Consider the following 22435-nt stretch of genomic DNA (forward strand, 5'->3'; position numbering starts at 1 on the left):
ATGAGCGATGAGCTGTACTCGGCGTCCGGTGTCGACACGCGCGCGGGCGACCGCGCCGTTGAACTCATGAAGCAGGCGGTGCAGGCCACCCACGGCCCCGAGGTGCTCGGCGGCTTTGGCGGCTTCGCGGGGCTGTTCGACGCCTCGCGCCTCACCAAGTTCCAGCGGCCGCTGCTCGCGACCTCGACGGATGGTGTGGGCACGAAGGTCGCGCTCGCGCAGGCCATCGACAAGCACGACACCATCGGCCAGGATCTCGTCGGCATGGTCGTCGACGACATCATTGTGGTCGGCGCCGAGCCGCTGTTCATGACCGACTACATCGCCTGCGGCAAGGTCGTGCCCGAGCGCATCGCGAACATCGTTGAGGGCATCGCCCGCGCGTGCGCCGCGACCGGCACCGCCCTCACCGGCGGCGAGACCGCCGAACACCCGGGCCTGCTCGGCGACGACGAATACGACGTCGCGGGTGCCGCGACCGGCGTGGTCGAGGCCGACCGTGTGCTTGGCGCCGAGCGCGTGACCGACGGCGACGTGATCGTCGCGATCGGCGCATCCGGCCTGCACGCGAACGGCTACTCGCTCGTGCGCCGCATCATCGCCGACCACGGCGTCGACCTGCGCGCCCACTCCGACGAGCTCGGCACCACCTGGGGCGAGGCCCTGCTCGAGCCCACCCGTCTCTACACCGGCGAACTCGTGCGCGTGCTGCGCCGCCCCGAGCTCGACGGCGCGATCCACGCGTTCTCGCACGTCACCGGCGGCGGCATTGCCGCGAACCTCGCGCGGGTGCTGCCCCGCGGCAGCTGGGTGCAGCTCGAGCGCTCGCGCTGGTCGCCGCTGCCCGTGTTCCGCGTGCTCACCGAGCTCGCGGGCGCCTCGCTCGAGTCGGTGGAGGGCACCTGGAACCTCGGCATCGGCATGTTCGCCATCGTCGACGCGGCGCGCGCCGACGCGGTCATCGACGCCCTGCGCGAAGAGGGCCACGAGGCCTGGGTCGCAGGCGACGTCACAATCGGCGAGCGCGACCTCGCGGGCTTCGAACAGGGCGCGAAGGGCGTCGACGGCGGCGCAGTGCAGCTCGTCGGCAGCTACGCGAACTAGCGCTCGAGCGTGCGCTGCGCGGCGCGGTGGCCGATGACGATCTGGCCGAGCGCGCCGATCGCGGTGCAGATCACCGCCGTGCTCCCGGCCACGAGAAACGGCAGCACGGTGTTGCCGAGCACCATCGTCGCGATGCCGGCGATCACGCCGAGCCCGTTGAACACGAGCGCCCACGGCCACGCGGCTTCGTGCGCCGCGTGCCAGGCCTCGTCGGAGGCGCGGGTCGCGTTCGTGCGGATGCCACCGAGGGTGCCCGGCATGATGCGGCCAGAGATCGCGAGGCGTATTGCGGCAAGCGACGTGAAGTTACCGACGACAAGCATGAGCCCCAGGATGATCGACATCGCGATCCCTGGGGCCTGCAGGTTTTCCATGCGTGAAGTGCGCTACGCGCGGCGACGCTGGTCGAGGTCGTCCCCGGCCTCGTACTCGCGGTCGTCGTCGATATACTCGGCCCACTTCGAGAGCTCGTCTTCTTCAGACTCGTCGCTCGGAGTGACCACCGGTTCGTGGTGGTTGCCGTGGAGTTCGCGCTGCAACGACTCGTAGTCAGTCTCGGGGATGTTGTACTTCAGCTCCCGAGCGACCTTGGTGTGCTTTGCCTTCTGACGGCCACGCCCCATGCGTAACCCCCCTAATAGCTATCGTGCCGGTCGGATGTACCGACGCAGCACGGAATGACATACATAAATATTGTGCGGCAACTTTACCACGCATGGTGGGGGCGCCAAGTTTGCAGCGCGTGTTCCGTATCCTTTGCAACAAGCGTCCCTCTTCACCCCAGGAGCCAGCGTGCCAGCCTCCCGCAGCATCGATATCACGGTGATCGGTGCGGGTGCGGCCGGGCTCACGGCCGCGTATTCGCTGCGGGCGCTCGGCCTGCAGGCGCTGCGCGATTTCGTCGTGCTGGATGCGCAACCTCAGCCCGGCTCGACCTGGCAGCATGCCTGGAACTCGCTGACGGTTGGGCGGGCCCTGCAGCTCGGCGAGTTGATCGACCTCGCGGGCCAGGCCGATCTCGGCCTCGGCTTTCGCGACCTCGACCCGAAGCGGCGCGTGCACGAAGCGGTCGGCTCGGCGTGGCGGCGCTATGAGGACGCCTACGGCCTCTTCGTGGCGCACGGGATACGCGTGCGCCAGGTGCGTTCGAAGCCGCGGCGCAACGACCTGCGCGTGTTCTATCAGGGCCCGGTTGGGGGCGAGGTCGAAATGTCGACACGAATCGTCATCAACGCCACCGGCAGCTGGTCGAACCCGTTTGTGCCCTGGTACCCGGGGCAGCTCGACTACCGCGGCACGCAGGTGCACGCGTATCGCATCGACCACTTCGGCCAGTTCCGCGGGCAGCGCGTGCTCGTCGTCGGCGGCGGTCGCGGCGCCGTCTCGGTGCTGCTCGAGCTCGAGCGCCGCGGCGCGCAGACACTCTGGTCGACCCGGCGCGAACCCGACTTTCACGAGCGGCCGAGCCTGGGCATCCTGCCGAGCCGGACGCTCACCGTGAGCGAGCTCACCGACGCGAACCTGTCGAAGGTGCGCCGCATGATCGAGCGCGGCAAGCGCATGCCGAGCGATGTGTCGGTGCGCGGCATTCCGCTCACCCGCGAGATCTTCGAGGCACGACGCCGCGGCACGCTGCGCTCGGAGGGCCCGCTCGAGCGGCTGCTGCCGGGCGGCGTGCGCTTCGCCAGCGGCGCCGAGGCCGAGGTCGACGCCATCATCTGGGCCACCGGCGGGCGCGAGTCGCTGCGCCATCTCGCCCCGCTCGGGCTGCGGGATGCGGGCGGCACGCCGAAGATCGCGGGTGGCTGGTCGCGCCGCGACGACCGCGTCGCGTTTCTCGGCTACGGCCCGGGCATGGACCCAGCCGACGTGCTCGACGAGGCCCTCGTGATCGGCGAGGATGCGATCGACCGGCTCGAGGGCTAGGCCGAAGCCGGCGTCACGAACAGCAGCGCGCCGGCGAGCGCGAACACGGCACAGGCGATGAACTGCCCGAACAGGTAGACGGCGGCTTGGCCGCGGCGCTGCTCACGCCAGAGCCGCACGACGTCGAGCATCGCGGTCGAGAAGGTCGTGAAACCGCCGCAGAAGCCGGCGCCGAGCAGGGCATGCCACGTGCCGTCGGTGACGAGCCCCGTGAACAGGCCCAGCAGGAACGAGCCGGTGGCATTGATGAGGAACGTCGCGGCCGGCGCCGTCCACTCGCGGCGCTCGCGCAGCAGCGTGTCGGTGACGTAGCGCGCGGCCGCGCCGACGCCGCCAGCGAGCGCGACGCCGAGCAGCAGTAGGGGCGTGAACTCAGGCACTGCCGAGCCGCCAACCCAGGGCCGCGAACGCGAAGCCGACGAACAGCGACGCCACAGCGAGGACGATCCAGGCAAGGTCACCGTAGGCCGCGAGGGCGCTCACGTCGAACGCGAACGAGGAGTAGGTGGTGAAGCCGCCGAGCAGACCGGTGCCGAGCAGCAGGCGAAGTTGCTCGGTGCCGCGACGCAGCGCGATGGCGGTGAGCACGCCGAGCGCGAAGGCGCCGACGAGGTTGATTGCGAGCGTCGTCCACATCGAGCCGAGCGGCGCGAGGCTCGTCAGCGCGAAGCGCAGGCCGGCGCCGACGGCGCCGCCCGCGAACACGAGCGCCGCGTTGCGCAGCAGGCGCGGCGTGGGGGTGGGCGTGACGGTCACCCCACTACGTTACGCCCCGTCGAGTTCCTCGCGGATGCGCGCCTGTGCCCCGAGAATCTCTGCCTCGATGCGCGCGACCAGCTCGGGCGTGAGGCGACCCGATTCATCCGCCGTGCGCGCCGCGGCGCGCAGCTGCTGGCGGAAGCTCTGGGCGGCCGCGTCGAGCCGGGCGGCGAGCTCGCCCCGCTCGAGGGCGGGCGTGAGCGTGGCCCGCAGGGTGTCGCGCGCCTCGGCGGCCGACTGGCGCACCGCATCCGCTCGCGCCCGCACCGAGTCGGCGGCGCTCGTGATGCGCGCGGCCTCGTCGGCCCGTGCCTGCACCTCGGCCTCGCCCTGCAGCGTGGTCGCGTAGAGGAGATTCGTCGCGCCGTGGCTCGGCGTCACCGAGCCATCGCGCTCGAGGTCGTGGAGCAGCCGCGACAGCACCGAGCCGGCGACGTTGTAGTTGCCGCCGAGGCGCTCGCGCAGGGCTCCGCGCAGCTCGGTGAACTCGCGCGGGCGCTCGTGCAGCAGCGTCAGCGCGATGAGGCGCAGTTCGTCGTCTCGCAGTACCGGGGTCATGACTCCTCCATTCCGTTCGCGGTGCGGAAGCCCGTGACGTCGGGCCGCTCGCCCTCGGGCTGCGGTTCGCGCGCGGCCTGGGCTTCGGGCTCGTTCACGCGCTGCACCTTGGGGGCGTTGCTGAAGTCGACGGGGGAGTCGTCGACGCGGTGTGCGGCGGACTGCGGCGCCTCGGCCTCGGCCTCGACGACGGTGATCGAGCCCGCGACCGAGTTGAGGCGCAGGAACAGCGAGTCGCCGTCGCCTGGCGCCTGCTCGCGGTGGCGACGGCCGTGCAGCGGGTCGATCGTGTCGTCGCCGATGTGTGTCGTCGCGGTGACGGTCTGGATGTTGTAGCTCGGGTTCGTGCCCGCGGCCAGCCGCACCGTGGCGCGGCCCGACACCGTGTTGTGGGTGAACTGGCGGGTGCTCGCGTCGAGCAGGTCGACGACCGCCGAGCCCGAGACGGTGTTGCCCGTGTACTCGAGCAGCGTGCCCGAGACCGTGATGTCGCCGGTCGTGGTCTTCGCGTCGACGCGGCCGCCATGCTCACGGGCGGTGACGTTGCCCGACACTGAGCTCAGCGAGAGCGTGCCTCCCGTCTGGTCGGCGAACTGCTCGCCGCTCACCGTCGAGAGCGACACCTCGCCCTCGACGCCCGCGACGAGCACCTCGGCCGAGGTGGCCTTGACGTTGACGTCGCAGCGCCGCGGCACGAGCACGTACACCTGCGCGCTCGGGCCGTCGACGAGCGTGCGCACCGAGGTGCCGAACGCCTGCCAGTCGAGCTGCGGGTGGTCGATCGTGAGCGTGTCGCCTTCGAGCTCGACCTTGAGGTCGCGGCCCGTCAGCCCATCGACCTCGACCCGGCAGCTCGCGTCGTCGTGCGCGACGACGTTGACGCTGCCGCCCATCAGACTCGCGCGCACGCGCCGCACGAGGCCGACGTCGATCGACTCGGGCCCATTTATCTGCCACGTTTCGCTTGCCACGGTGACTCCAATCGGGTGGGATGCGGGGGCCTAGTAGCCCGTGAGGTTGCGCACCGGCTCGGCGCGGTAGAAGAGGCTCGCGAAGTCGCGGATCGCGCCGGGCTCGCCCTCGACGCGGCCGACGTGCGCGAGCGCGACGGGGGAGTCGTTCGATTCCCAGATGCGCGCGAGTTCGGCGACGTCGAGCGCGACGTGCGGCGCCTCATCCGTCGGCACCGCTGAGCCCCGCCCGCCGAGCACGGTGATGTGCCAGACGCCGTCGGTGAGGCCGAGGCCGTCCTCGACCCGCACGATCACCTCGCCGTCGCGCTCGAACGAGCGGGCCGCGATGGCGGCGGGCAGGTCGAGGATGCGCAGCCAGGTCCAGTCGCCGAAGTCCTTCACCTCCATCGCCCGCTCGTCGGCGAGGGCGAGCGGCAGCGGGTCGCCCGGCTGCGTGTAGAAGCCGAGCTCGCCGATGAGGTCCATGCTCGCGAGCGCCTGCCAGAGGGCCAGCTCGACGGCGAGGGTGCTGCCGAATAGCGAGAAGACCTTGACGCGGCGCGGCGGCTCCCAGCCCGTGTGCTCGAACGTCGCGAAGCCGTCGACCTGCCCCGACTCGTCGAAGTGGGCGATCGCCCGGAGTTTCTTCGCGGGGCCCTGCGCCTCGCCCGACCACTCGCCGACGATCTCCATCTTCGTGCGGGCATAGGGCCGCACCGAGCCGAGCTGGCGGGCGTGGAAAGCGTCGACGACGCGGTCAACGTGCTCGGCGAGGAAGGCGGGCTCGACCCACTCGACCTGGCACGCAGCGACCGGGGCGGTGGGCCGCAGCTTAAACCGCTTGACGTCGATCTTCACCTCGCCGATGCGGGTGCTCGGGGCGAAGCCGAAGCGGCCGTAGATCGTTGCCTCGCTCGCCGACAGGGTCGCGAACGGAATACCGTCGGCCTTCGCCTGCCTCAGCTGCTGGGTCATGAGCTCGCGCAGCAGACCGCGGCGGCGATGCGCCGGGTTGACCCCGATGGTGTTGATGATCAGCGTGGCCACATCTTCGGCGCCCGCGTTATAGCGGCCGACGACCGACGAGCAGCCGCCCACGACGGCGTCGCCGAGGTGGGTGCGCGTCGTGATCATCGCGAGCCGCGCGTCGTCGGCGCGGCGGTTGCGGCGGAAGAATTCGGTCTGCGCGTCGCCCGCCGGTTCGTCGAGCAGAGTGAGTCGGAACACGTCGAGGTACTGGCGCCAGCGCGGGTCGTCATCGGGTGCGTCGAGGGGCAGCAGGCCGTACAGATAAGAATCGTCCACGGCGTGAGGCTAGCGAACCGGCCCGATGGTTGCCCAAGTATGAAAAACTTGCACTCGTGCACGCACTTGCCAAGCTCAGCCTCGCCAACCGCGCCCTCATCGCTCTCATCACGATCTCGATCGCGATCTTCGGCGCGCTCCTCATGACGAACCTGAAGCAGGAGCTGATCCCCTCGATCTCGCTCCCGCAGGTATCGGTGGTGACGAGCTATCAGGGAGCCTCGCCCGAAATCGTGGACGAGGACGTCTCGCAGCCGATCGAGTCGGCGCTGCAGGGACTGCAGGGCCTCGACTCGACGACGACCACCTCGAGCGACGGCCAGTCGGTCGTCTCGGCGAGCTTCGAGTTCGGCACCGACATCGTCTATGCCGAGCAGCGCATCCAGCAGGCACTCAACCGCATCGACGCGCAGCTGCCCGAGGACGCCGACTGGAGCGTGCTCTCGGGCTCGATTGACGACCTGCCGGTCGTGCAGCTCGCGTTCACTGGCGACGACCCGACGCAGCTCGCCGAACGCGTCGAGCAGCTCGCCGTGCCCGAGCTGCGCGGCCTCGACGGCGTGCGTGCCGCCGACGTTTCGGGTGACCGTGCCGAGCGCATCACGATCGCGCCCGATCAGCCGGCGCTCGCGGCGAACGGCCTGTCGTTGCAGGACATCACCGACACGCTCGACGACGCCGGCGTGCTTGTGCCCGCCGGCACGATCACCGAGGGCGACGAGACGCTCACGGTGCAGGCGGGCGATCTGCTTGCGTCGGTCGACGAGCTCCGCGAGATTCCCATGCCGGTCTCGGCGGATGCGACGGCCCAGCAAGACCCGACGGCGCCGGCCGCAACCCCCACTGTCGTGACCCTCGGCGACGTCGCCGATGTTGAGCAGGACTACGCGCCCGTCACCTCGATCTCGCGCGTGAACGGCGAGGATGCGCTCACCGTCTCGGTCACGAAGCGCCCCTCGGCGAACACCGTCGAGGTTTCGCAGGCCGTCGCGTCGGTGCTGCCGGAGATCGAGGCGGCGCTCGGTGACGACATCACCGTCACCGTCGCGCTCGACCAGGCCCCGTTCATCCAGCAGTCGATCGACACGCTCGTCACCGAGGGCCTGCTCGGCCTAGCGTTCGCCGTGCTCGTCATCTTCTTCTTCCTCTTCTCGGTGCGCGCGACGCTCATCACGGCGATCTCGATCCCGACCTCACTGCTCGTCACGTTCATCGCCCTCTACTTCCTCGACTACTCGCTCAACGTGCTCACGCTCGGCGCGCTGACGATCGCGATTGGCCGCGTCGTCGACGACTCGATCGTGGTCGTCGAGAACATCCGCCGACACCTCACGATGAATCCGTCGGCCGCCCTGCGCGGCGGCGAGCGCGTCAAGGTGATCACCGAGGCGGTGCGCGAGGTCGGCATGGCCATCACGGCGTCGACGCTCGTGACGGTCGCCGTGTTCCTGCCCGTCATCTTCGTCGGCGACGTCACGGGCGAGCTGTTCCGACCCTTCGGCCTGACGAGCGCCGTCGCGCTGCTCGCCTCGCTGTTCGTCTCGCTCACGATCGTGCCGGTGCTCGCGTACTGGTTCATGGGCGGCTCGAAGGTGCGCAAGTCGGAGCTCGAGACGCACGGCGCGCACGCGGCGGGCGGCGAGGCCGACGAACCGCGCAACTGGCTGCAGAAGTTCTATGAGCCGCTGCTGCGCCGCATCATCGTGCGCCCGGGCTGGGTGCTCGTGGGTGCCGTCGTCGTGCTCGCCGGCACGATCGCGCTCATTCCGCTCATGAAGACGAACTTCCTTGGCTCGGCCGGGCAGAACACCTTCCAGATGTCGCAGGAGGTCGGCGTCAACGCCTCGCTTGACGCGAAGACCGAGTACGCCGAGCGGCTCGAGAGCGTGCTCGACGACACCGAGGGCATCGACATCGTGCAGGTGAGCTACGGCGGCGGCGACCTCATCTCGATGTTCACGGGTGGCGGCTCAGACACCATCACCTGGTCGATCACGACCGACCCCGAGGCCGACGCCGACGCGATCCAGTCGCAGCTGCGCGACGAGGTCGAGGGCCGCGACGACCTTGGCGACGTCGAGATCGGTGCGAGCGCCGGCTTCAGCACCGACGTTACGGTGCGCGTCAGCGCTCCCGACGCCGATGTACTGCGCGAGGCCGTTGACGCCGTGACCCTCGCGGTCGAGGGCGTCGAGGGCGTGCAGCAGGTGAACACCGGCATCGACGAAACCCGCCCATTCATCGAGCTCAACATCGACCAGACCGCGGCGGCCGAGGCCGGCCTCAATGACGTCGCGATCGGCGGCCAGGTGATGCAGGCGCTCCAGCCCGTTCCCGCCGGCTCGATCATGCTCGACGGCAGCTCGTTGCAGGTCTACTTCGTCGGCGACGAGGAGCCGCCGGTGAGCGTCGACGAGCTGCGCGAGCTCGACATTCAGACCGGCACCGGCGTCGTGCCGCTCAGCGACCTCGCCGACGTCGAGGTGACCGACGGCCCCGTGTCGATCACCGCCGAGTCGAGCACGCCCTACACCGACATCACGATCGTCAGCGAGAGCGACGACCTGGGCGGCATGAGCAGCGCGATCACCGAGGCGATCGACGGCATCGAGCTGCCGGGCGGCGCGACCGCCGAACTCGGTGGCAGCGCGGCCGATCAGCAGCAGGCATTCCAGCAGCTCGGCCTCGCGATGCTCGCCGCGATCCTCGTGGTCTACATCGTCATGGTCGCGACGCTGAAGAGCCTGCTGCAGCCCCTGCTGCTGCTCGTGTCGGTGCCGTTCGCCGCGACCGGCGCCATCCTGCTGCAGGTCGCCACGGGCCTGCCGCTCGGCGTCGCCTCGCTCATCGGCGTGTTGATGCTGATCGGCATCGTCGTGACGAACGCGATCGTGCTCATCGACCTCGTCAACCAGTTCAGGTCGAGGGGCAACGACGTGCGCGAGGCGACCTTCGACGGCGCCACGCGCCGTGTGCGCCCGATCGTCATGACCGCGCTCGCGACCATTCTCGCGCTCACCCCGATGGCGCTCGGCATCACGGGCCACGGCGGCTTCATCTCGCAGCCGATGGCGGTCGTCGTCATCGGTGGCCTGCTCTCGTCGACGCTGCTCACGCTCGTCGTGTTGCCCGCGCTCTATGTGCTCGTCGAGGGGCGTCGCGAGAAGCGGGCGAAGCGCCGCGCCGAGCGCAACGAGCAGAAGCTGCGGGAGGCCGGCCTGGCGTAGCTCGCTAGGCTGGGGAGTCAGCAACCAGGAGGTGCCAGATGGCCCGCGGCTACAAGGCCCCCTCGAACTACGACCCGCGCAAGAAGAAGGGCGCGGGCAAGTTCAACAACAAGCGCTACCGCCCCGAGCCGTCCGCGCGCCCCGCGCCGACGCCGCCCGAGAAGGGCGCGCCGAAGCGCGAGGCGCCCGAGCGGCGTGCCCCGCGCATCCCGACCGACGAGGTGTACGCACCCCTGCCGGCCACGACCATCACTGCCGCCGAGGCCGAGGGCGTGTCGTTCGCCGACCTCGGGCTCGGGCCGCGCATTATCCGCGAGCTCGCCAAGCAGGGCGCCGAGACGCCCTACCCGCTGCAGGTGGCGACGATTCCGGATGCGCTGGCCGGCCGCAATGTGCTTGGCCGCGGCCGCACGGGCTCGGGCAAGACCATCGCGTTCGGCGCGGCGCTCGTCGAGCGGCTGTTTCTGCTGCGCGGCAAGCGCGGCCGCGTCGAGGGTCGCGCCCCGCAGGCGCTCGTGCTCGCGCCGACCCGCGAGCTCGCCCTGCAGATCGACCGCACCATTCAGCCCTTCGCCCGCGCGATCGGCTTCTTTACGACGCAGCTCTACGGCGGCGTGCCCGCGGCGCGCCAGCGCGAGGGGCTCAAGCGCGGCGTCGACATCGTCATCGGCACCCCGGGCCGCATCAACGATCTCGCCGACCGCGGCACGCTCGACCTCAGCCAGGTGGTCATCACGGTGCTCGACGAGGCCGACATCATGAGCGACATGGGGTTCATCGAACAGGTGAACAGCATCCTGTTCCGCACCCGACCCTCGGGCCAGCGGATGCTCTTCTCTGCCACGCTCGACAGCCAGGTTCGCGGCCTGGTCGAGCGCTACCTGCCGAACCCGGCCGTCTACGAGGTGGCCGACGACCGTGCGGCAATCGACCACCGCATCCTCACCGTTCGTCGCGACGACAAGGATGCGGTGGCCGCGCAGCTCGCCGGCTCGGGCGGCCGCGTGCTCGTGTTCGTGCGCACGAAGCTCGGCGCCGACCGGCTCGTCGAGGCTTTCGCCGAGCACGGCGTGACCTCGCTCGCCCTCCACGGCGACCTGACGCAGGAGCAGCGCACCGAGAACCTCGACCGCTTTCAGTCGGGCAAGGTTGACGTGCTTGTCGCGACCGACGTCGCCGCGCGCGGCATCCACGTCGACGACATCCGCCTCGTCGTGCAGTTCGACCCGCCGATCGGCCACAAGACCTACGTGCACCGCGCCGGTCGCACGGGCCGGGCGGAGGCGAGCGGCACGGTGATCACGCTCGTCACGCCCTCGCACCGCGACCGGATGCGCGACATGCTCGTCGAGGCCGGCGTTGAGGCGCACGTGCAGCCCGCATCGCCGGGCGGCCGCGAGCTCGACGAGTTCGCGCAGTTCTAACCCCTGGGCCGGGCGGGGTTTGCCTCGTGTTCACGGAGGCGACACCTGCCGCTTAGGTGAGCGGGATTGGGTGGCTAGGTTCAACCCCCGCCCCTGCCCCAGGAGTTCTGAATGCGCACTCGTCGCCCGCTTTCGCTGCTCGCTGCTGCGACGATCGGCTGCGCCGGCCTCATGGCCGCGCCCTCGATCGCGATGGCCGCGCCGGTCGAAAACAACATTGTCATCAACGAGGTCGTCTACGACGACGTCTCGGGCAGCGAAGACGCGATCGAGCTTTACAACGCGGGCTCGGCCGCCGTCGACCTCGCCGGGTGGAGCGTCCACGACGACAAGGACCGCCCGGGCGAGGGCGAACTGAGCGGCAGCATTGCGCCGGGCGAGTTCCTCGTGCTCAACGCCGATGTCGAGTTCACCTTTGGCCTCGGCAAGGGCGACTCGGTCGTGCTCAAGGACGCCTCGGGCGCCGAGGTCGACCGCCTCGACTACGAGAACACCGCGCCGCTCGCCGACTGGTCGCGCTGCGAGGACGGCACGGGCGCGTGGGCGCCCGGCACCGAGGTGACCCTTGGCGCCGCGAACAACTGCGAGCCCGTCGAGGTCGAGCCGACCCCGGCCGAGCTCATCCTCAACGAGATCGACTCGTCGCCCGCCGACTGGGTCGAGTTCACGAACCCTGGTGATGAGGCGCTCGACATCTCGGGCTTCGAGATCCGCGACAACTCCGATGACCACCGCTGGCGCTTCCCTGCCGGCACCTCGATCGCGCCGGGCGAGTACCTCGTCGTCGACGCGGCGAGCGAGGGCGAGTACTTCGACGACGCCACCGACACGTACGTGCCCGGCACGTTCGAGACCGCGATCGGCATCGGCTCGGGCGACAGCATTCGCGTCTACGACGCAGCTGGCACGCTCATTCAGAACTACAGCTGGACGGAACACCCGGCCATCGACGGTGACGAGACCGCCGCGACGTGGTCGCGCTACCCGGATGCGACGGGCAACTTCACGCTGAGCTACGCCACCCCGGGCGCCGCGAACGAGGGCGTCGCCCCGAGCGTCGCGATCAACGAGATCGAGTCGAACGGTGACCTCACCGACTGGGCCGAGATCATGAACACCGGCGCCACCGCGATTGACATCTCGGGCTGGACGCTCATGGACAACGACCCGATCGGCCACGCCGCCGACGTGACGCCGCTCGCCGACGGCACGACGCTGCAGCCGGGCGAGTTCTTCGTCTTCGACGGCGGCGAGCACTTCACCTTCGGACTTGGCGCGGGCGACACCGCGACGATCCGCGACGCGGCTGGCGTGACGGTTGCCGAACATAGCTATGCGGAGCACGCGGATGGTGTGCTCGCGCGCTGCCCGGACGGCACGGGCGACTTCGTCGACGTCGCCGTCGCGACCAAGGGCGAGGCGAACTCGTGCGGCAACCCGGTTGTGCTCAACGAGGTTGAGTCGTCTGACGCCGCGGGCGGCGACGACTGGATCGAGCTCTACAACCCGCTCGACGAGCCGCTCGATGTGTCGGGCCTCGGCGTGATGGACAGCAACGACCGCGACTCCACGATCGCCGCCGGCACCGTCATCGAGGCGAACGGCTACCTCGTGCTCACTGAGAGCGACTTCGGCTTCGGCCTCGGCGGAAGCGATGAGGTGCGCATCGTCGACGGCGACACTGTCGTCGAACAGACCGCGTGGACCGAGCACGCCGACGCGACCTGGGGCCGCTGCCCCGACACGACCGGCGACTACGGCGTGACGAGCGAGCCCACCCCGGGCGAGCGCAACAAGTGCGCGGGCATTCCCGACGTCATGGCCTGGCCCGGCAGCCAGGACGTGACGGTGCAGGACACCGAGCCCACGTTCCTCGAGGACTCCTCGGGCCTCGAATTCGCCGACGGGGTGCTCTGGGCCGTCGACAACGGCACCGGCACCATCTGGAAGCTTGACGCGCAGGCCGACGGCAGCGTTTCGCTCGCTGACGGCTGGGCTGACGGCAAGCGCGTGCGCTACGCCAAGGACGCCGACAATCCCGACGCCGCGGGCCCCGATACTGAGGGCATCACGGTCGACGGCGACGGCCTGGTCTACGTCGCTTCTGAGCGTGACAACAGCGACAAGGGCGTGAACTACAACAGCGTGCTCGTCGTGGACCCGAACGAGGCCGGTCCCGACCTCATCGCGCAGCACGAGTGGGATCTCACCTCGCTGCTCCCGGCCGTGAACGCGAACGTGGGCATTGAGGCCGTCGAGTGGGTTTCGAACGACGCGCTGGGCGACCAGCTCGTCGGCGAGCAGGGCGTCTACGACCCCGCGAACTACCCGAACGCGGTCGCCGACGGCGTCTTCTTCGTCGCGCTCGAGGACAACGGTCACGTCTACGCCTTCGTGTTCAACGCCGACGGCTCGGCCGAGCTCGTTGCCGACCTCGACCCGCAGATCGGCGGCGGCATGGGCCTTGACTACGACGAGGCACTCGGCGTGCTCTGGGTTGAGGCGGACGACGGCTACAACGGGCGCCTCGCGCAGCTCACGCTCAACGGCACCACCACGCCCGACGCCGTGCACATCGACCGCCCGACCAGCATGGAGAACCTGAACAACGAGGGCTTCGCCGTGGCGTCGATCGACTTCTGCGTCGACGGCCAGCGCCCCGCCTGGTGGTTCGCCGACGGCGTGCAGCCGGAGGCCCTGCGCTCGGCCATGCTCGACTGCGAGGTGCAGGATGGCGGCACGGAGACTCCGGCCCCGACGCCCACCCCGACTCCGACTGACCCAGAGGCGACCGAGCAGCCGGTCGAGACCAACGGACCGGGCCAGAGTGTGGACCCGAGCGAGTCGGAGACCCCGGTCGCCACGGAGACGCAGGGCGGCTCGGGTGCAGGCTCGACTTCGGGTGCGACTTCTGGTGCGGGTTCGACCAGCACCCCCGCTGCCGGCGACAACAACGAGTCCGGCACCAACAACGAGGCTGGCGGCAACGGCCTCGCCACCACCGGCGCCGAGGGCATCGTCCCGCTGCTCGCCCTGAGCGGCGTGCTGCTCGCCGCGAGCCTGGTGCTCATGCGCATCCGTCGTGGCAATCACGCGGAGTAGCGAGCGCGAACAAGCAAGTAGGCGGGCGTCCCGATTGGGGCGCCCGCCTTCTTGTCGGTCGGTCAGCTAGGCGAGCCCGACGACGAAGCACGTGGCAAAGGCGGCCAGCCCCACGACAAGAAAAACCCAGTCGGTTGCAACGATGCGCAGCGGGTGGCGCTCGGTGCGGGTGGCGGCGTAGCCGAAGCCGCGAGCATCCATGGCGAGGGCGACGCGGTCGGCGTGCCGCATCGACGCGGCGAGCAGGGGCACGAGCGAGGCGCGCTGCCGGCGGAACCAGCCGCCAACGCCCCGCCCGAACACCATGCCGCGGGCTCGGTGCGCGCGGCGGATGTTCTCGAGCTCGGTGCGAAACCGCGGTACGAAGCGAATCGCCGCGAGCCCCGCGTAGCCGAAGCGATAGGGCACGTGCAGGTGCTGCACGAGCGCCCGCACGAAGTCGTCGCCCGAGGTCGAGGAGCCGCTGAGCAGCGCGAGCGCGAACAAGGCGATGAGCCGTAGTGAGTTCGCGAGGCCGTGCTCCCACGTGCCGAGCGTGAACTGCCAGTCGCCGAGCTGCGCGAGCACCGGCGTGCCCTCGCCGAGCACGGGGTTCACCCAGACGCCGAGGGTGATCGAAAGAATGAACGCGAGCACGGGCAGGCCGACGAGCAGCGCGATGCGCCGCCGCCAGCGCATTCGCGTGCCGACGAGTACAAGTACGAGTGCCACCGAGCCGACCAGCGCGGGCACGCGCCAGCCGTCGACGAAGAACAGCGCCACCATTGGCACGAGCGCGACCACGAACTTGCTCAACGGGTGGATGTGGTGGAGGAACGGTTGGCGCTCGGAGGTCATCGCCACACCTCGCGGCCGGGCACCTCGCGCATCCGCGTAATCGCACCGTGCGGGCCCGCGATGCCGCGGAAAGCCGCCGCGACTGGCGGCAGGCCGAGACCCACGCGCTCGAGCACGCCCGAGGCGATGACGTCGTGCGTCGCGCCGTCGGCGACGAGGCGGGTGTCGTCGAGCACGAGCATCCGGTCGGCCTCCTCGGCGGCGAGCTGCAAGTCGTGCGTCGCGATGAGCACCGTCGTTCCCGCGTCGACGAGTTCGCGCAGCATGCCGACGAGCTCGGCGGCGCGCGCCTCGTCCTGCCCGAACGTGGGTTCGTCGAGCACGAGGATGTTCGCCCCGGAGACCAGCGCCGTCGCGACCGAGAGCCTGCGCTTCTGCCCGCCCGAGAGCACGAACGGATGCTGCTCGGCCTGCGCAACGAGGTCGAAGCGTTCGAGAGATGCGCGCACCCGCGCCTCGACCGCTTCTTCGTCGAGCCCGCGGCTGCGGAGTTCGAGCGCGAGCTCATCCCACACGCGCCCCGTCAGGAACTGCTGCTCGGGGTTCTGGAAGACGATGCCGATGCGGTCGCGCAGTTCGCGCTCGGGCAGTCGCGTGAGGTCGTCGCCGCCGACGAACACCTGCCCGCGACCCGGGGGAGTGATGCCCGTGAGCGCGTGCAGCAGCGTCGACTTGCCGGCGCCGTTGGGGCCGACCAGCGCGGTGAAGGATGCGGCGGGCAGCGAGAACGAGAAGTGACCGAAGAGCGCGCGGGCGCTGAGGGCCTCGGGCGCGCGAACCTCGGCGCGCGAGTTCTGGGTCGCGACGTCGGGGAGTTGGGGCGTGCTGGTGAGGGTCGCGCGCAGCTCATCAATCGTCAGCGGCAGCTCGTCGAAGTGCACGCCCGCGCCCCACAGGCGCGCGCCGATCTGCGTCGCGACCGGCAGCCAGACACCGAGCTCGGCGAGCACGTGGGCGTGGTCGACGAGTGCCTCGCGGGGCGAGCCCGTGACCGCGACACGCCCCTCGTGGTCGAGCACGAGCACCCGGGTCGCGATACGCAGCGCCTGGTCGAGGTTGTGTTCGATGAGCACGATGCCGACGTCGCCGCGCTCGAGAAGTTCGCCGAGCACGTCGTACACCTCGGCGGCCGAGCGCGGGTCGAGGTTCGCTGTCGGTTCGTCGAGGACGATGCAGGGGGAGCCCTGCGCGATCGCGGCAGCAATTGCGAGCCGCTGTCGACCGCCACCCGAGAGGACCTCGGGGGCGTCGTCTCGGCGATCCCAGAGCCGCACCGCGCGCAACGCTGCTTCAACGCGGCGCTCGATTTCGGCGGCCGGCACGCAGAGATTCTCGGGCCCGAACGCGACCTCGTCGTACACGGTGTTGGCGACGATCTGCGCATCAGCATCCTGAAACACCATCGCGATGTGCGCGCTCGCGTCGGCGAGGCGCAGTTCGTCGAGGTCGCGACCGCCGAGCTCGACGCGACCCGACACCTCCGCCCACACGCTTTTCGGCACGAGGCCGTTCAGCGCCATGGCGAGGGTCGACTTGCCGCTGCCCGAGGGGCCGAGCACGAGCAGGGCCTCACCCGGTGCCACCTCGAAACTTACGCTCGCCGGCGTGGGGCGGTCGGCGTCGCGGTGGGTTACGGAGAGCTGGTCGCAGCGCAGCAGCGGGGCGGTCACCGTTGCCGGCGCTCGTCCTGCTGCAGCCCGCGCGCGACGCCCGCGCGGTCGAGCGCGCCCGCGAGCCAGACGCCGACCATCGTGAACACGAGCGGCGAGATGAGGAAGCAGCCGACGATGAGGATGGTGCCGGCCCTGCCGTAGTCCTCGCCGCCCAGGATGCCGAACGCCGCGCCCGCCGTGATGCCGGCGCTGAGCACGCCGCTCACCACGAAGAGCCAGGGTCGCCAGATGCGGTAGCGGGTGACGAGGAACGGGATCTCTTGCACCACGCCGATCATGAGGCTCGTGAGGAACGCCATGAAGAAGATGGGCTGGAACGGGCTTGCGACGAGGCCCGAGAGCGCCGTGGTGAGCAGCGCGATGCCGGGCCGGCGGAACAGCGCCTGCGCGAGCGCGCCCGGCAAGAAGTAAAGGCCCATCGTGAGGCCGTAGACGAAGGGCACCGTGTTCACCGTGATGAGCCCGAGCCAGGCGTGGGCGGTGAACAAGACACCGCCGGCAACGCCAATGGCGGCGCACGTCATGAGCAGACGCGTACTGATGTTCTTCATGGGCACCTCTTCACCCAATTCTAAGGGTGACCTGACCGGGAGGGACTGCGGACGCCGGAATACACACCTGTAATTTGCCGCGACTCAAGGTGCGCGTTACCGAGGGTGGGTAGCGTTCGGGCAAAGCAATCGCGTTCGTGCGCCGAAGGGGGAGGTGGCTATGTCGTCGACAAGCGTGGTCGTGGTGGAGCCGCACCTGCTGGTTCGGGCAGGCTTCTCGCTCATTCTCGACGCCCCCGCCGACCTCGATGTCGTCGGCCAGGGTGAGACCGTCGACGAGCTCGTGCAGCTCGCCGACCTGAAGCGCCCCGACATCGTGTGCGTCGCGGCGAAGTTCGCCGATGGTTCGACCGTGATGGATGCGCTCGAGCGGCTCACGCACGTGGAGGGCTATCGGCCCGTGGTGTTGCTGCTCACCGGCAAGCACGACGCCGAGGTCGTCGACGTCGCGACGAGTCGCGGGGTCGCCGCCGTGATCTCGAAGTTCGCGACGCCGGAGGACATCGTCGACGTGGTTCGCGCGGCCGCCCAGGGGACTGTTACACGACTTCCGTAGTTTCGGTTGGAACCTTTCCGCAGCCAAATCTTGGGGGAGCATGCTGCTCGAAGTCCAACACGTCAGTCATTGGTACGGCGAACGGCAGGTGCTGAAGGACGTCAGCTTCTCGGTGTCCGACGGTCACCTGACCGGCTTCGTCGGTGCGAACGGCGCCGGTAAGACCACCACGATGCGCACCATCCTCGGGCTGCTCAAGCCGCGCGAGGGTCGCGTGCTGCTCGACGGCACGCCCATCAATGACGCCGACCGCGCGCGCTTCGGGTATATGCCCGAGGAGCGCGGCCTGTACCCGAAGATGAAGGTGCGCGAGCAGATCGTCTACTTCGCCCGCCTCCACGGTGTGGGCCAGGATGCCGCGAAGCGTCGCGCCGACGAGCTGCTTGAACGGCTCAACCTGCACGAGCGGGCGAACGACAACGTCGAGTCGCTCTCGCTCGGGAATCAGCAGCGCGCGCAGGTGTGCGTCGCGCTCGTGCACTCGCCCGAGTTCCTCATGCTCGACGAGCCGTTCTCGGGCCTCGACCCGGTCGCCGTCGACTCGGTGCTCTCAGTGCTGCAGGAGGAGGCGGCAAAGGGCGTGCCCGTGCTGTTCTCCTCACACCAGCTTGATGTGGTCGAGCGGCTCAGTGACGAGCTCGTGATCATTTCCGAGGGTGAGATCAAGGCGACCGGCTCGCGGCGCCAGCTGCAGGAGCAGCATTCGAAGGGCCTCTACCGCATCGACGTCGACGACGTCGCCTGGCTGGCGGCGCACACCGATGTCGAACTCGTCGACGCGCTCGGCGAGGGCCAGGTCATCCGCATCCTCGCCGCCGACGAGCAGGCCGCCGCGGACCGGGCGCAGGAGCTGCTGCGCGAGGGCGTTCAGCGGGGCGAAGTGCGCCGCTTCCAGCGCGAACTCACCCGACTCACCCAGATCTTCCGGGAGGTGCGCTAATGACGCAGCAGAACACATCCCCACGCACAATCAGTGTCATGGAGGGCGTGCGCCTCGTTGCCGGTCGCGAGATTTCGACCGCCGTGCGCGCGAAAGCCATGTGGTGGAGCCTCGCCTCGATCGTGGCGATCATCGCGCTCGTGCTGCTCGGCGGCCGGTTCCTCGGCGACGTCATGTCGGCGATCACCGGCGGCAACGGCGAAGACCAGCAGATCGGCACGACGCTGCCCGAGTCGGCGCTGCCCGCCGACGCGATCGCTGGCGACCTCGTGCGCATCGACACGGTCGATGACGCCGTCGCGCAGCTCGAGTCGGGCGAGCTGGATGCGCTGGTGCTGTCGGGTGCCGACGCGGAGGGGCTCGAGCTGCACGCGGAAGACGGCGAGGTCATCTCGCCCGAGACCGTCGCGAACACCCCGAGCTACGTCATCGTTGGCAAGGACTCGGTGCCCGACTCGCTCTCGCAGAGCCTCACGCTGTCGCCGCTCACCGGCTCGCTCGAGTTTGACCAGCAGCAGATTCCGCAGTTCATGATGATGTTCGTCGCCCTCGGCTACGGCCTCGTGTTCTTCCTCGCGATCATGCTCTACGCGCAGCGGCTTTCGCAGTCGATCGTCGAAGAGAAGGCCTCGCGCATCGTCGAGCTGCTCGTGTCGACCGTGAAACCAGGCACGATTCTCGCGGGCAAGATCGTCGGCGGCACCGTGCTTGCGATGGTGCAGGTCATCGTGATCGTCGCGGCCGCGCTCATCTGCCTCGCGGTCGCGGGACAGCTGGGGCAGGTACCCGATATCGGCGTCTCGCTCGTCTGGTTCTCGGTGCTCACACTGCTCGGCTTCATGTTCTACGCGAGCATGTATGCCGCGCTCTCGGCGACGGTGTCGCGCCCCGAGGATGTCGCGAGCGTCACCGCGCCGCTCACGTACCTGCTCATGATCCCGTACATCGGGCCGATGCTCGGTTTCCAGAATGAGACGCTCATGACCTGGTTGTCGTACATTCCCGTGTCGTCGCCAGTGGCGATGCCGCTGCGCATTCTGCAGGGCAGCGCCCAGTGGTGGGAGCCGCTCGCGGCCACCGCCGTCATGGTCGTGTTCGTCGTCGTCGTGATCTGGCTCGCGGGGCGCATCTACCGCAATTCGGTGCTGCGTACCGGCACGCGGGTGAAGCTCGCCGACGCCCTGCGCTCGTAGCCCGACCGGGTGCATCCTTGTGCGTGAGCGAACAGGATGCACCCGCAGGTTTGTGGGGTTGCGCCAAGTCAGGCGCGGGGTCGCGTCGCCCCATTGTGTTGAGGGCGCAGGCCGCGGGCGGTCGCTTCGGGCGCTGTCTTAGCGTTGGGAACACGTGCGCTGTTGCACTGTCGCGACAGCCACTTGCATCCCGCAGCGGCAGAGAAAAGGTGACACATGACTGACCAGCACCTCGAAGATCTTGACCACGACCTCGAGGTCGCAACCGGAACATCCGGCATCGACCGCGAAGCGATTTTCACCGCCATCATGGGTAGCTGGCCCGAGCAGCGTGCGCTCGGTCGAAAGGTCGCGGCGACCCCGGACTTCTGGCGCGACGACAGCCTGAGCATGGCGGAACACCGCGAGCGTGTGCTTGAGCAGTCGCACAAGCTCGTCGCCTTCGGCACCCCGAAGCTTGCGTTCCCCGAGAGCGTCGGCGGTGGCAACAACCACGGCGGCAACCTGGCCGCGTTCGAGCAGCTCGCGCTCGCCGACCCGTCGCTGCAGATCAAGACCGGCGTGCAGTTCGGCCTCTTTGGTTCGGCGATCATGCACCTCGGCACCGAGGTGCACCACAAGCGCTGGCTGCCCGACGTCATCGAGATGCGCATCCCCGGTGCCTTCGCCATGACCGAGTCAGGCCACGGCTCGAACGTCGCTGGCCTCGACACCACCGCCACGTACGACGAGGCAACGCAGGAGTGGGTCATCAACACGCCGTTCCGCAATGCGTGGAAGGACTACCTCGGTAACGCCGCGAAGCACGGCATCGCCGCGGTCGTGTTCGCGCAGTTGATCACGAAGGGCGTCAACCACGGCGTGCACGCGTTCTACGTGCCGATTCGCGATGACGCGGGCGAGTTCCTGCCCGGCGTCGGCGGCGATGACGACGCCGAAAAGGGTGGCCTCAATGGCATCGACAACGGTCGGCTGCACTTCGACCACGTGCGCATTCCCCGCGACTACCTGCTCAACCGCTACGGCAACGTCGACGAGGAGGGCAACTACACCTCGCCGATCGAGTCGCCCGGCCGCCGCTTCTTCGTCATGACCGGCACGCTCGTGCAGGGCCGCGTCTCGCTCGACGGTGCCTCGGCCGTCGCACAGCAGGCGTCGCTGCAGATCGCCGTGACCTACGCGAACCAGCGTCGTCAGTTCGACAACACCAAGTCGGGTCGCGAGACCGTGCTGCTCGACTACGGTCGCCACCAGCGCCGCCTGATTCCCCGCATCGCTACCGCCTTCGCCGCGACCTTCGCGCACGACGAGCTGCTGCGCGAGTTCGACGCTGTGTTCTCGGGCAAGGGCGACACCCCTGAGCGTCGTGCCGACCTCGAGACGCTGGCCGCCGCGCTGAAGCCGCTGTCGACGTGGCAGGCGATGGACACGATGCAGGACGCACGTGAGGCCTGCGGTGGCGCCGGCTTCCTCATGGAGAACCGCATTGTCGGCCTGCACCACGACTTCGACGTCTACACGACGTTCGAGGGCGACAACACCGTGCTGCACCAGCTCGTGGGTAAGCGCCTGCTCGATGACTACGCCTCGAAGTTCAAGGGCGTGGATGCGCGTGGCCAGGCTCGCATCGTGGCCACGCAGTTCGCGGGCAAGGCGTTCCGTGAGATCGGCCTTGCTCGCCTTGGCGGCGTTGTGGGCGACCTCGGTCAGTCGGCGCGTTCGGTGGGCTGGCTCCGCGAGCCCGAGAACCAGCGCGCGCTGCTTGAGGCGCGGGTTGAAGAGGTGATTGCCGAGATCGGCATGGAGATCGGCAAGGTCGCGAAGGCCTCCGCGGACGAGCAGAACGCGGTGTTCAACGCGAACCAGAACAAGCTCATTGACGCGGCTCGCGCCTATGCCGAGCTGACGCAGTGGGATGCGTTCACCCGCAAGCTCGCGGTATTCGAGGAGGGGTCGGAGACGCAGCGGGTCATGACGTGGCTGCGCGACCTGTTCGGCCTCAGCCTCATCGAGCGGGACTTGCAGTGGTACCTGCTCGCTGGTCGTCTCACCGCGAAGCGTGCGCGCCTCGTCACCTCGTACATCGACCGCCTCGTGCTGCGCCTGCGCCCGCTCGCGCAGGACCTCGTGAGCTCGTTCGGCTACACCGACGCGCAGCTGCGCGCGAAGATCATCGAGGATGACCGCGAGGAGAAGCGCCAGGAGGAGGCGAACGCCTACTACGAGCAGCTTCGCGCCGCCGGCGAGGAGCCGAAGGACGAGCGCGACATCTACCGCATGAAGCGAGGCTCGCGCCGCTAGCTTCGTGAGTGGTCGCCTGCCTCGCG

The 22435-nt window shown here is 69.3% G+C and carries 19 protein-coding genes; 9 read left to right on the top strand and 10 right to left on the bottom strand.

Annotated elements, in window-relative coordinates:
• A complete protein-coding gene (gene purM / locus M3M28_RS00600) occupies window positions 1-1104 on the top strand; it encodes a phosphoribosylformylglycinamidine cyclo-ligase (protein ID WP_249386929.1) in 1104 nt (367 codons plus the stop codon).
• Here the strand turns inward: purM and M3M28_RS00605 are convergent.
• Entirely contained in the window at window positions 1101-1448 is a 348-nt protein-coding gene (locus M3M28_RS00605) for an SdpI family protein (protein WP_249386930.1), read from the bottom strand. The two genes, purM and M3M28_RS00605, sit on opposite strands and share 4 nt — an antisense overlap.
• A gap of 42 nt (window positions 1449-1490) precedes the next feature.
• On the bottom strand, window positions 1491-1727 hold the full coding sequence (locus tag M3M28_RS00610) for a DUF3073 domain-containing protein (RefSeq protein ID WP_249386931.1): 237 nt from the start codon (window positions 1725-1727) through the stop codon (window positions 1491-1493).
• Window positions 1728-1896: 169 nt separating this feature from the next.
• On the opposite strand from M3M28_RS00610, the gene M3M28_RS00615 reads away from it, so the two are divergent.
• Window positions 1897-3030, top strand: a complete 1134-nt coding sequence (locus M3M28_RS00615; RefSeq protein WP_249386932.1) for an NAD(P)-binding domain-containing protein — start codon at window positions 1897-1899, stop codon at window positions 3028-3030.
• Here the strand turns inward: M3M28_RS00615 and M3M28_RS00620 are convergent.
• Genes M3M28_RS00620 through M3M28_RS00640 form a run of 5 tightly spaced genes read right to left on the bottom strand, consistent with a single transcriptional unit; the run spans window position 3027 to window position 6605 of the window.
• Complete coding sequence (locus M3M28_RS00620; RefSeq protein WP_249386933.1) at window positions 3027-3410, bottom strand: fluoride efflux transporter FluC; 384 nt, start codon at window positions 3408-3410, stop codon at window positions 3027-3029. The two genes, M3M28_RS00615 and M3M28_RS00620, sit on opposite strands and share 4 nt — an antisense overlap.
• Complete coding sequence (locus tag M3M28_RS00625) at window positions 3403-3786, bottom strand: fluoride efflux transporter FluC (RefSeq protein ID WP_249386934.1); 384 nt, start codon at window positions 3784-3786, stop codon at window positions 3403-3405. The genes M3M28_RS00620 and M3M28_RS00625 overlap by 8 nt, the downstream gene beginning before the upstream one ends.
• Window positions 3787-3795: 9 nt before the next feature.
• Window positions 3796-4347 carry a PadR family transcriptional regulator gene (locus tag M3M28_RS00630; protein ID WP_249386935.1) on the bottom strand — a complete coding sequence of 184 codons (552 nt, stop codon included), beginning with the start codon at window positions 4345-4347 and terminating at the stop codon, window positions 3796-3798.
• On the bottom strand, window positions 4344-5318 hold the full coding sequence (locus M3M28_RS00635) for a DUF4097 family beta strand repeat-containing protein (protein WP_249386936.1): 975 nt from the start codon (window positions 5316-5318) through the stop codon (window positions 4344-4346). Before M3M28_RS00635 ends, M3M28_RS00630 begins: the two co-directional genes overlap by 4 nt.
• Window positions 5319-5348: 30 nt before the next feature.
• Entirely contained in the window at window positions 5349-6605 is a 1257-nt protein-coding gene (locus M3M28_RS00640; RefSeq protein ID WP_249386937.1) for a GNAT family N-acetyltransferase, read from the bottom strand.
• A 56-nt stretch (window positions 6606-6661) separates the two neighbouring features.
• Between M3M28_RS00640 and M3M28_RS00645 the strand changes: the two genes are divergently transcribed.
• The 3 genes from M3M28_RS00645 to M3M28_RS00655 all read left to right on the top strand — a co-directional run bounded on the left by M3M28_RS00645 (window position 6662) and on the right by M3M28_RS00655 (window position 14358).
• Window positions 6662-9832 (top strand): efflux RND transporter permease subunit, encoded by a 3171-nt coding sequence (locus M3M28_RS00645; RefSeq protein ID WP_249386938.1) that lies wholly within the window; start codon window positions 6662-6664, stop codon window positions 9830-9832.
• 38 nt (window positions 9833-9870) lie between these two features.
• Window positions 9871-11256, top strand: a complete 1386-nt coding sequence (locus M3M28_RS00650; RefSeq protein ID WP_249386939.1) for a DEAD/DEAH box helicase — start codon at window positions 9871-9873, stop codon at window positions 11254-11256.
• A 111-nt stretch (window positions 11257-11367) separates the two neighbouring features.
• Window positions 11368-14358, top strand: a complete 2991-nt coding sequence (locus tag M3M28_RS00655; RefSeq protein ID WP_249386940.1) for a lamin tail domain-containing protein — start codon at window positions 11368-11370, stop codon at window positions 14356-14358.
• Between the two features lie 66 nt (window positions 14359-14424).
• On the opposite strand, the gene M3M28_RS00660 is transcribed toward M3M28_RS00655, so the two are convergent.
• Genes M3M28_RS00660 through M3M28_RS00670 form a run of 3 tightly spaced genes read right to left on the bottom strand, consistent with a single transcriptional unit; the run spans window position 14425 to window position 17419 of the window.
• Window positions 14425-15195, bottom strand: a complete 771-nt coding sequence (locus tag M3M28_RS00660) for an energy-coupling factor transporter transmembrane component T family protein (protein ID WP_249386941.1) — start codon at window positions 15193-15195, stop codon at window positions 14425-14427.
• On the bottom strand, window positions 15192-16865 hold the full coding sequence (locus M3M28_RS00665; RefSeq protein ID WP_249386942.1) for an ABC transporter ATP-binding protein: 1674 nt from the start codon (window positions 16863-16865) through the stop codon (window positions 15192-15194). The genes M3M28_RS00660 and M3M28_RS00665 overlap by 4 nt, the downstream gene beginning before the upstream one ends.
• Window positions 16862-17419, bottom strand: a complete 558-nt coding sequence (locus M3M28_RS00670; RefSeq protein ID WP_249386943.1) for an ECF transporter S component — start codon at window positions 17417-17419, stop codon at window positions 16862-16864. The genes M3M28_RS00665 and M3M28_RS00670 overlap by 4 nt, the downstream gene beginning before the upstream one ends.
• A gap of 160 nt (window positions 17420-17579) precedes the next feature.
• Here M3M28_RS00670 and M3M28_RS00675 point away from each other — a divergent pair, with 160 nt between their 5' ends.
• The 4 genes from M3M28_RS00675 (at window position 17580) to M3M28_RS00690 (ending at window position 22409) form a co-directional block, all read left to right on the top strand.
• Window positions 17580-17975 carry a response regulator gene (locus tag M3M28_RS00675; protein WP_249386944.1) on the top strand — a complete coding sequence of 132 codons (396 nt, stop codon included), beginning with the start codon at window positions 17580-17582 and terminating at the stop codon, window positions 17973-17975.
• A gap of 43 nt (window positions 17976-18018) precedes the next feature.
• Window positions 18019-18915 carry an ABC transporter ATP-binding protein gene (locus M3M28_RS00680; protein WP_249387958.1) on the top strand — a complete coding sequence of 299 codons (897 nt, stop codon included), beginning with the start codon at window positions 18019-18021 and terminating at the stop codon, window positions 18913-18915.
• Entirely contained in the window at window positions 18915-20108 is a 1194-nt protein-coding gene (locus tag M3M28_RS00685) for an ABC transporter permease (protein WP_249386945.1), read from the top strand. The genes M3M28_RS00680 and M3M28_RS00685 overlap by 1 nt, the downstream gene beginning before the upstream one ends.
• Before the next feature lie 216 nt (window positions 20109-20324).
• Window positions 20325-22409 (top strand): acyl-CoA dehydrogenase family protein, encoded by a 2085-nt coding sequence (locus M3M28_RS00690; RefSeq protein ID WP_249386946.1) that lies wholly within the window; start codon window positions 20325-20327, stop codon window positions 22407-22409.
• Window positions 22410-22435 lie beyond the last annotated feature (26 nt).

The organism is Gulosibacter sediminis, assembly GCF_023370115.1.
In the GTDB taxonomy this organism is placed as follows: domain Bacteria; phylum Actinomycetota; class Actinomycetes; order Actinomycetales; family Microbacteriaceae; genus Gulosibacter; species Gulosibacter sediminis_A.